The sequence below is a fragment of the Burkholderia sp. E168m23 genome (genome assembly GCF_016586125.1).
Classification (GTDB): domain Bacteria; phylum Pseudomonadota; class Gammaproteobacteria; order Burkholderiales; family Burkholderiaceae; genus Burkholderia; species Burkholderia orbicola.
Genome location: NZ_BCPP01000140.1, coordinates 1 through 10,083 on the forward strand (window position 1 = coordinate 1; position 10,083 = coordinate 10,083).

Below are 10,083 nucleotides of genomic sequence, written 5' to 3' on the forward strand. Positions count from 1 at the left end.
AAGCCCGGCAGCAACAGGAATTCGAGCAATTCCGGATCGGACAACCGCGCGGCCGTCTCGTCGTCGGTCAGGCGCTGGCGCACGACGGCCGCGCGCAGCGCGTCCATGTCGACCCCCGGCCCGTCGTCGATCACGCTGACGAGCAGCGAGCCGGCGCTGTGGCGCGCCTCGAGCGTGACGCTCGCCTCGGCCGGCTTGCCGCGCGCGTGGCGCGCGTCGGGCGAATCGACGCCGTGGTCGATCGCGTTGCGCAGCAGGTGGCCGAGCGGCGCGTCGAGCAGGTCGAGGATGTCGCGATCGACCTGCGTGCCTTCACCGACGATCGAGAAACGCACCTGCTTGCCGAGCGAGCGCGCGAGATCGCGGACGATGCGCGGATACGCGCGCGTCGCATCGCCGAACGGCCGCATCCGGCATTGCAGCGCCTCGTCGTACAACTGCTCGGCGATATGCGTGCTGCGCCGCTCGAAGCGGTCGAATTCGTCCATGCGCTCGGCGAGCGAGCGTTGCAGGTCGTTGAGCATGTGCCGCACTTCGTTCATCGACGCGAGCATGCCGGCGTCGAGATCGTCGGCGAACTGCTCGACCATCAGGTCGAGCGAACGGGCTGCGTCGCGCTGCGCGCGCTTCACGCGCAGCATCGATTCGGCGAACGGCTTGAGCCAGCGCGATTCGACCAGCGATTCGCCGGACAGGCTCAGCAGCCGGTTCAGCGTATCGGCGCGCACGCGGCGCATCGCGCCGGCGCCCGACACGCGGCCGGCCTGGGCCGGATGGGGCACCGCGCCCGACACGGCGAGCGGCGGCACCGCGGCACTGGCCCCGACCGGCTCGTTCGCGGCGCCGTCGTGATCGCGATACGGCGCGAACGACGGCGGCACGGGCGGTGGCGCGGCGGCCGGCGCCTGTATCGTCTGCGCGCCGTCGGCGCCCGTCAGCGCCGCCGCGAACACGTCGATCTCGGTCTGCGACACGGGTTGCCCCTGCGGATCGCCGACCCGCACCAGCAAATCGACGCCGGCCAGCAGCACGTCGACGTGCGTGGCCGTCAGCGCGATCGTGCCGGCCTGCGCGGCGACGAAGCATTCTTCCATCCGCCCGGCGATCTCGACGCCGAGCGGCACGCCGACGATACGCGCGGCGCCCTTCAGCGAGTGCGCGGCGCGCATGCACGCTTCGAGCGCGACGGCATCGGGCTCGCCCGATTCGAGCGCGAGCAGCCGCTCCGACAGCGCCTGGGTCTGCGTGCGCGTCTCCTCGCGATACAGTTCGAGCAGCGACAGGTGGCTCAGGTCGTCATCGCCGCTCATCGCATGCTCCTTGTCACGGCGTCGAACAGACGATCGTCGTCGAGCAGCCCCACCGACTTGCCACGCCACGACAGCACGCCGCGCGACAGGCCGGCGCTCGCGCGCCCGACCGTCGCCGGTACCGGCACCCAGTCGGAGGCGCCGAAGCGCAGCACGCCCTCGACTTCGTCCACCGGGAATACGACCGGTTCGCCCTGGTGCGCAGCCACCAGCAGCCGCGTGAAACGGCCGTCGTCGCTGCCGCTGCCGGCCTTGCCGGCATCGAGGCCGAGCAGCGCGCCGATCGAGATCGCGATGCGCAGCGTGCCGCGGATGTTCACCACGCCGCGCACGGCCGAATTGCGGCGATGCGGCAGCGAATGGATCGGGCGCGTGCCGGCGATCTCGCGCAGCACGCCGATCGGCAGCGCGAGCCATTCGTCGGCCACCCGGAACGCGAGCGCCGCATGGCGCGCCACGCCGTCGTCGTCGCTCGCGTGTGCCGTGCCGAACGCGCTCATCCGGCGCGTGACGTCGGTCATCTCGGCCACGTCGAGCGGACGCTCGAGCAGCTTGGCCGCGTTCGACGCGTAGACCGGGCAGTTCAGGCAGCGCAGGCAGTCGTTCAACCGCTCGCACGAGCGGTCGCCGCGCGTGCCGATCCGGTTCCAGCAATCGTCGACGTCGAGCGTCGCGTCGTCAGTGGCGGCGCGGTTCATCAGAATTTTCTCCGAGAAACTCCGCCATTGATGGCGGGAAGGACGATCTGGTGCGGCGCTTCGATTACATCGCGGTCGGCAACGTGTCGGCCGCAAAACTCGCCAGAACCAGGATGGCGAAGAGCGTCTACGACGCATCCTGGTCGTCCTTCCGACACAAGCTTCGCTACAAAGCGATCGCGCACGGGGCCACGTTCGAGGAAGTCGACGAAAGCGGTTCGACCCAGTCCTGTTCGTCGTGCGGATCGAAAGACAGCACGACGCGGCCGAAAGGTATCGCGGGACTGAGAATAAGAGAATGGGCCTGCAGTGACTGTGGTGTCGAGCATGATCGTGATATCAACGCTGCGCTGAACATTCTCCGATGCGGACGTGCATCGCCAGGTGTGGGAATCCTCCGCCTTTAGGCGGTGGAGGACGTCAAGCGTTCCTCTGGTCATCGCGGTGTCGGTCCCATTCCCGTCGTCGTGTCAGCCGGCCGAACGCCGGGCGCGTTCGAGCAGCCATTGCGCGCCCGCACGATCGCCGCCGACGTCGAGCAGCGTCGCGAGATGCGTCAGCGCCTCGTGATGCGTGGGGCGCAGGTACAGCGCCTTGCGGTAGAAGTCGCTCGCTTCCGCGGCGCGCCCGCGCGCATCCGCGATCAGTCCGTTCAGGTAGAACGCATCGGCATGCGGGCCAACGCGCGCTGAGAACTGCGCGAGCACGCGCTCGGCCTCGTCGAACGCGCCCGCGTTCGCCAGCGCCTGCGCATCCTCCAGCGTCGGCGCCTCGTCGAGCGTCGGCGCGATACCGTCGTTGGCCGGTGCGGCCGCCGCCGCGGCGGCCACCGCCAGGTCGGCCCGTGCGTCGATCGCAGCCGTCGTCACGGCCGGCGGCGGCACCGCAAACGGCTGACGCACGTCGCCGAGCCAGGCCGGCGGCGCGACGGCCAGCACCGGCCGCGGCGCGGCGAGCGGTGCGACCGTGAAGCGCTCCGCGCCCGGGTAAGGCGCCGCCGCGGACAGCGGCGCCGCCGGCCGCGCCGCGCAGGCATCGGCCGCCGCGCCGGCCGGCTCGCGATGAAACGCGAACGCCAGCGGCACACGCGCCGAGCGCATCCCGTGCCGCATCGCGACGCCCGTCTCCGCCGGACCGACGAACAGCATGCCGTCGTCGGCGAGACGCGCGTCGAGCGAGCGGATCACGCGATCCTGCGCATCGCGGTCGAAATAGATCAGTACGTTACGGCAGAACACGAAGTCGTAGCGAATGCCGGTATCGGCCACCGGTTCGACGAGGTTCGCATGACTGAACTGCACGCACGCGCGCACGCGCTCGTCGAGCAGCCAGCCGTCGCGGGTCGGCGTGAAATACCGCGTACGAAACTCCGTCGCCGTCCCGCGGAACGCATTGCGCCCGTAACAGCCGAGCCGCGCCTGCTCGATCGCACGCGCGCTGAGGTCGATCGCGTCGATCGTGAAGCTGGCCGGTTCGAGCCCCGCATCCAGCAATGCCATCGCCGCCGAATACGGTTCCTCGCCCGTCGAACACGGCGCGCTCAGTACGCGGATCACGCGGCCCGGCATCGCGGCGAGCCGTTCGGCGGCCAGCCGCGCGAGCGTCGCGAAGGCCTCGCGGTCGCGGAAGAACCACGTCTCGGGGACGACGAACAACTCAATCAGCGCACGCCGTTCGTCGGCCGACGCGTTGAGCTGCTGCCAGTACGCGTCGAGCGCTTCCGGCGTCACGGGCGGCCGCGCGGCCGACGGCACGCGCTCGCCGTCCGCCTGCAACGCATGCACGCGATCCGCCAGCGCCCGCATCAGGAAATCGTTGCCGAGCGAATCGGGGTCGATGCCGGTCTCGCGCAGCAACCAGCCGCGAAATCGCGATTCGGACATGTTCATGCGGACTCCTCCCCGTGGCCCGGCAGGCCGTCGAACAGATACAGGCGTGCAACGTCGTCGACCAGGTCGGGCACGGACACCTGCTGCACGACGCCGTCGGGCGTGTTCGCGACCCGCCCGAGCCAGCGCGTGCGCGCGGTCGAGATGCCGCTGGCGCGGAACGCCGCGCGGTCGATCCGCATCGTCTGCGTCGCGCGCTCCACGATCAGGCCGATCGTGCGCTCGCCATCGGCGTGACCGGCGCGATGACGCACCATCACGAGCCGCGTCGAGCGCAGCGCCTGCGCGCGCCGCCCGAGCGCCAGCATCGGCACGTCGATCACCGGCACCGGCTGGCCGCCGCGCATCAGCAGCCCGGCGATCCAGTCGGGCGCGCCGGGCACCGCCTTCATGACGGCGAGCGGCAGCACCTCGTCGATGCCGGCCGCGTCGAGCGCATAGCGCTCGCCGTCGAGCTCGAACATCAGGAACAGCGCGTGGGCGCCGTTCTGCGGATCGGCGCGCGTCACGCGTCGACCTTGAAGCGCGACACGCTGGTGCGCAACTGGTTCGCGACGAGCGTCAGATCGTCGATCGCCTGCGACGACTGGCGCAGCGACTCGGCCGTCTGCTGCGCGGCTTCCGACAGTTGCGACAGCGCCTGCGTGATCTGCTCGGCGCCGTTCGCCTGCGTCTGCATCCCTTCGTTGACCATCTGGAAGCGCGGCGCGAGGGTCTGCACCTCGGCGATGATCTGCGACAGCTGCCCGCCGACCTGCTGCACGTCGAGCATCCCGCGGCGTACTTCCTCGGAGAACTTGTCCATCCCCATCACGCCTGCCGACACGGCCGACTGGATTTCCTTGACCGTCTGCTCGATGTCGTAGGTCGCCACCGCCGTCTGGTCGGCCAGGCGGCGGATCTCGGTCGCGACGACCGCGAAGCCGCGGCCGTACTCGCCGGCCTTCTCGGCCTCGATCGCCGCGTTCAGCGACAGCAGGTTGGTCTGGTCGGCCACCTTGGTGATCGTCGCGACCACCTGGTTGATGTTCAGCGCCTTCTCGTTGAGGATCGCGAGCTTCGCGTTCACCGAGCCGGCCGCGTCCATCACGCTGCGCATCGTCTCGCCCATTCGCGTGAGCCCGCTCTGGCTCACGCCCGCGAGCGTCGCCGACTGCTCGGCCACGCCGGCCACTTCGTTCATCGTGCGCAGCAGGTCGCGCGACGTCGCGAAGATCTCGCGCGAGGTCGCGCCGATCTCGGTCGTCGTCGCCGCGGTCTCGTTCGCGGTCGCCTGCTGTTCGCGCGACGTCGCCGCGATCTCGGCCACCGACGTCGTCACCTGCATCGACGACTGCTGCGCGCGCGCGACCAGCTCGGTCAGCTCGTCGGCCATCCGGTTGAAGCCGGTTTCGAGCGTGCCGAATTCGTCGCGGCGGCGCAGATCGAGGCGATGGGTCAGGTTGCCGGTGCGCATCACGTCGTGCACCTCGACGAGCCGCGCCATCGGCACGGTGACCGAGCGGTACAGCATGTAGCCGAGCCCGAGCGCGGACAGCAGCATGATCGTCAGCGCGCCGACGAGCACGACTTCCGCGTCCTGCACGGATTCGCGGATCACCCTCGCGGACTGGTCCGCGAACTTGCGGTTCTCCTGGACCATGATGTTCGCGTCCTGCACGACCTCGGCCCACCCCGGCAACACCTTCGCGTAGGCGGCGATCGCTTCGTCGCGCGAGCCGCGGTGCCTCTGTACCGCGTCGGTCAACAGCGGCAGGTAGCGATCGTATGCGCCGCGAAACGTCGCAAAACGCGCACGGTCGTCGTCGCGGAAGATCGACGCCTGGTAGTCGACCGACAGCGATTCGACCTGCTTCGTCGCGTCCGCGATCTTCGCGAGATCGCGCTGCACGGCGTCGGGGTCGGTCTCGACGAAGGTCGCCTGCTGCAGCATGACGAACGTTTCGTTGACCGCCGCGCGCAGCGATGACGCGAGGTAGACGCCGGGCAACGAGTCGCGCTCGATGCTGACGGCTTCGGCGTTGATCGCGCGCAGTCGCTCGTACGACACGCCGGCTGTCACCAGCATCAGCACGAACAGCACGCCGAAGCTGAGCAGGATGCGATTGCCGAGCGTCAGCCGGGCAGCGCCGATCGTCGGATGCAGGCTTTCATTGGTCGCGCGGGGCGTCACGGTGGCCATGTTCGTTATGGGCTTTCTAAATTCTGCGTTGAAAAAATCCACACCCGCCTGCGCGCCGGAGGGCGCGCCACGAGCGCGTCGGGGTCTCGCGGGCGGCGCGGCGCCGGCAGGCCGCGCCGCGAAATCACCGCTCCGCTTGCGCCGGCAGCCGAAGCGCGACCATGAAGCCGCGCGCCGTATTGCGCATCAGGATCTGGCCGCGATGCCGCGCCGCCGTCGCGCGGACGAACGCGAGCCCGAGGCCGAAGCCGCCGCGCGCCGCGCCGTGCGCGGATTCGAGCTGCACGAACGACTCGGTCGCGGCCGTGCGCTGCTCCGGCGCGATGCCGGTGCCGGCATCCTCGACGCCGATCAGCCAGGCGCCGCCCTCGCCGGTCAGCGTGCAATGAACGTCCATCCCGGCCGGGCCGTACTTCAGCCCGTTGTCGACCAGGTTCGCGACCGCGCGCGTCAGCATCATGCGGTCGCCCATCGTCACGCACTCGGTATCCGGCACGTGCGCGATCACCCGGCAGCCGAGCCCGGCAGCCTTCTCCCACAGCTGGTCGACGGCGTCGAGCACGATCTCGTTGAGACTCACGACCTCGTGCGCGCGGCGCTCGGACTGCGCGCGGGTCAGGTGGATGAAGCCGTCGGCGAGCGCGAGCGCGCGCCGCGCATGGCCGGCGATGCGCTCCATGATCGCCGGCATGTCGCCGTGTTCGGTCCGGTAGACGTCGAGCAGCGCGAGGATCGACGTCTGCGGCGAACGCATGTCGTGCGACAGGAAATCGAGCGCCTCGTCGCGCTGGCGCGACATCAGGTACGAATTCGAGTGATAGCGGATGCGCGCGGTGAGCTCCATCGCGTCCGGAAGCTTCACCAGATAGTCGTTCGCGCCGGCGATGAACGCCTCGCGCTTGACGATCGGCTCCTCCTTCGCGGACAGCACGATGATCGGCACGCGTGCGGTGCCGGCGTCCGCGCGCCAGGCGCGCACGAGATCGAGGCCGTCGATCTCCGGCATCACGAGATCCTGCAGGATGACCGTCGGCTTCACGTCGCGCGCGACCGCCATCGCCCGATGTGCGTCGGTGCACACGTGCAGGTCGATGTCGTGCTCGCTGCGCAACGCGCGGCGGATCACCTCGCCGACGAACGGCTGGTCGTCGACGAGGAGGACCGATAACCCCGATTCGAGGCAATCCGAGGCATTATCACTGCTCGATTCTTTCATAAATACAGTTTCAAACGCCGAATCTCCAATCGATTCTTTCATAGGAGTTGTTTATCCGACTTGGACGCTATCTTATATTGGCAGTTGAAAAACCCGCCTGATTCCGCCGATTTGGCCTGTCGGCACTGCCTTGCGGGGCCTCGGACGCCGCTTGTTTCCCCGTCGGCGACCGCATTACCTCCGCATTCTTTCTCTCAATAAACATAACCGGCTGATTCTAAATGAAATTAGAACACAGCATCTATCTCCTTCCGGTTTAGTTTTGCCAAATATGCAGAAAGAGACGGAAACAGATAAATCGGATCATTTCCGGATTCGAAAGACGATAACGTTTGCGAGACCGCCGCCACGAGGTTTGCATGCGTTGCAAGGCTGGCGGCCGATCGTATTGAGGGCCGGATTCGAATAACCCGAATCGGCAGGCGGAAAAGAGACAATCGCGCAACGGGCGCTCGACCCGCGCGCGGCAGGGCCGGCAGGACGCCGGCCCGTGGTGCGATTCGCGAGCGGCGTGCCGCGCGCCCGCTTACCCTCGCGCGTGCTGCGCGGACACTTCCTGCAGGTCGAGATCGCGTTCGAGCGCGTGCAGCATCTCGTCGTGAATGCGCCCCGACCGGTGCAGGCGCAACAGTTCGGCGCGGCCCGCCCGGATCGCGGCCAGCACCACGTCGTAGTGCGCCATGCGCACTTCCGCCGGATATGCGGGCTCGTTCTTCGTCCGTTCGGTCAGCTCGGCGCGATACGTGTATTGCTCGAGCAGGCGCGGATGGATCACGACGCCGTTCTCGTCACGCACGAGCGGCTGGATCGCCGCGAGCTGCGCGGCTTCGACGTACGCCCACGTCTGCGGCTCAGTCAGGTGGTGCGCGGCGCGCTCTTCGCGCTGCGGCAGGCGCAGCAGCCGGATCAGCGGCCCGATCGTCGTGCCCTGCAGCAGCACGGTGACGAGGATCACCGCGAACGACGCGACCAGGATCACGTCGCGGCCGGGCAACGCCTCGGGTAGCGACAGCGCGATCGCCAGCGTCACCACGCCGCGCATGCCGGCCCAGCTCATGATCGTCGCGGCCTTCCAGTCGGGCGCCTCGCCGCGCCGCGCAAGGCCGCGCACCGGCCACTTCAGCGCCTCGACCGCGTAGATCCACACGAAGCGCGACAGGACCACCGCCGCCAGCACCGCGAGCACGGGCGGCACCATCGTGCCGAGCACCTGCTCGAAGCCGCCGAGCCGATGGATCGCGCCGCGCAGCGACAGCCCGATCAGCACGAACACCATCGCCTCGAGCAGGAACACGATGACCTGCCAGAACGCGGTGCCGCGCGTGCGCACGGCCGCCGAGAACACCTCGTGCTGATGCCAGCCGATGATCATGCCGGCCGTGACGGTCGAGATCACGCCCGACACCTCGACCATTTCGCCCGCGATGTACGCGATCCAGCCGGCGATCACCGCGACGGTGATCACGAGATAGTCGTCGTCGAGCAGCTTCAGGAACCACACCACGAGCTTGCCGACCACGAAGCCGACCACCACGCCGCCGAGCCCCAGCTCCGCGAAACGCACGACCGCGTGCTCGAGGCTGAACGCGCCGGTGAGCGCGGCCGCGACCGCGAAACGGAACAGCACGAGGCCGGCCGCGTCGTTCAGCAGGCTCTCGCCTTCGAGCAGCACCATCAACCGGCGCGGCAGCGCGACGCGTTCGAGCACGGCCTTCGCGGCGACCGCATCGGGCGGCGACACGATCGCGCCGAGCGCGAAGCACGCGGCCCACGGCAGCGCCGGCACGACCCAGTGCACGGCGAAGCCGACCGCGAACGTCGTGAATACCACCGCTCCGATCGCCAGCATCAGGATGCCGCCGACGTTGCGCTTGAATTCTTCCCACACGGAGAAGTACGCACCGTCCATCAGCAGCGGCGGCAGGAACACCAGCAGCACGAGCTCGGGATCGAGGTTGATCGGCGGCAGCCCGGGGATGAACGCGATGCCGATGCCGCCGATCAGCAGCGCGGCCGCGGGCGGCAGCCGCAGCCGCTTGGCGATGCATTCGAGCGCGACGATCGCGAGGAATGACAGCAGAACCAGCTTGAATGCCGAGACGGGGGACATGAATCGACCTCGTGAAGAATGAATTCGCGCGTTCCGGCGTCGTACCCGGTCGGCAGTTTCGCGCGATTACATCACGAGGGGAGGCTCGCAGTCGAGCCTGTTTCGGGCGGCCTGCCGCGTGGGGCACGCGCGGCGCCGTGCCGCTGCGCACGCCACCATGAAAAACGGCACGCGGGCCGGCCGATCGCCTGCCCGCGTGCCGTCATGGCACCGCGCCGCCTGCCGTGCGTTACCGGCGCCGCACGACCATCAGCCGCGGCTCGGTCATGTCCTCGATCGCGTAGCGGATGCCTTCGCGGCCGAGGCCCGAATCCTTCACGCCGCCGTACGGCATGTTGTCGACGCGGAACGACGGCACGTCGTTGATCACCACGCCGCCGACCTCCAGTTCGTCCCATGCGCGGTGCGCATGCGTGAGCGAATCGGTGAACACGCCGGCCTGCAGCCCGAAGTCGCTGTCGTTCACGCGGGCGAGCGCGTCGTCGAAGCGGTCGAACTTCTCGAGGATCGCGACCGGGCCGAACGCCTCCTTGCGGTACAGGTCCTGCTCGCGCCCGACGTTCTCCAGCAGCGTCGCCTCGAACATCGCGCCGTCGACCTTGCCGCCCGCGACGATCTTCGCGCCCGCCGCGACGGCCGCGTCCATCCAGCCCGACAGCCGGCGCGACTCGGATTCGG

Annotated in this window: 8 protein-coding genes and 1 pseudogene; 1 reads left to right on the forward strand and 8 read right to left on the reverse strand. The window is 69.0% G+C overall.

The window, feature by feature from the left end; genetic code table 11:
- The coding region (locus tag JMF90_RS10135; RefSeq protein WP_201325080.1) for a chemotaxis protein CheA at positions 1–1,310 on the reverse strand (1,310 nt) is incomplete at its 3' end.
- Entirely contained in the window at positions 1,307–2,008 is a 702-nt protein-coding gene (locus JMF90_RS10140; RefSeq protein WP_011548225.1) for a chemotaxis protein CheW, read from the reverse strand. The genes JMF90_RS10140 and JMF90_RS10135, both read right to left, overlap by 4 nt.
- 44 nt (positions 2,009–2,052) lie before the next feature.
- Between JMF90_RS10140 and JMF90_RS10145 the strand changes: the two are divergent.
- Positions 2,053–2,415: pseudogene (locus tag JMF90_RS10145) on the forward strand (RNA-guided endonuclease InsQ/TnpB family protein); the annotation flags it as partial.
- A 63-nt stretch (positions 2,416–2,478) separates the two neighbouring features.
- Here JMF90_RS10145 and JMF90_RS10150 read toward each other — a convergent pair.
- From JMF90_RS10150 to JMF90_RS10175, 6 genes are all read right to left on the reverse strand, one after another.
- Positions 2,479–3,897, reverse strand: coding sequence for a protein-glutamate O-methyltransferase CheR (locus tag JMF90_RS10150; RefSeq protein WP_011548227.1), 1,419 nt, complete (start codon positions 3,895–3,897; stop codon positions 2,479–2,481).
- The gene (locus JMF90_RS10155; RefSeq protein WP_006479518.1) at positions 3,894–4,406 is read right to left on the reverse strand and encodes a chemotaxis protein CheW; all 513 of its coding nucleotides are present in this window, start codon (positions 4,404–4,406) and stop codon (positions 3,894–3,896) included. The genes JMF90_RS10150 and JMF90_RS10155 overlap by 4 nt, the downstream gene beginning before the upstream one ends.
- A complete protein-coding gene (locus tag JMF90_RS10160) occupies positions 4,403–6,079 on the reverse strand; it encodes a methyl-accepting chemotaxis protein (RefSeq protein ID WP_011548228.1) in 1,677 nt (558 codons plus the stop codon). Before JMF90_RS10160 ends, JMF90_RS10155 begins: the two co-directional genes overlap by 4 nt.
- A gap of 124 nt (positions 6,080–6,203) precedes the next feature.
- The gene (locus JMF90_RS10165) at positions 6,204–7,337 is read right to left on the reverse strand and encodes a hybrid sensor histidine kinase/response regulator (RefSeq protein ID WP_006479520.1); all 1,134 of its coding nucleotides are present in this window, start codon (positions 7,335–7,337) and stop codon (positions 6,204–6,206) included.
- 484 nt (positions 7,338–7,821) lie between these two features.
- On the reverse strand, positions 7,822–9,405 hold the full coding sequence (locus JMF90_RS10170) for a Na+/H+ antiporter (RefSeq protein WP_011548229.1): 1,584 nt from the start codon (positions 9,403–9,405) through the stop codon (positions 7,822–7,824).
- 229 nt (positions 9,406–9,634) lie between these two features.
- Positions 9,635–10,083: aldehyde dehydrogenase family protein (locus tag JMF90_RS10175; protein WP_201325081.1), on the reverse strand; the 449-nt coding region annotated here is incomplete at its 5' end.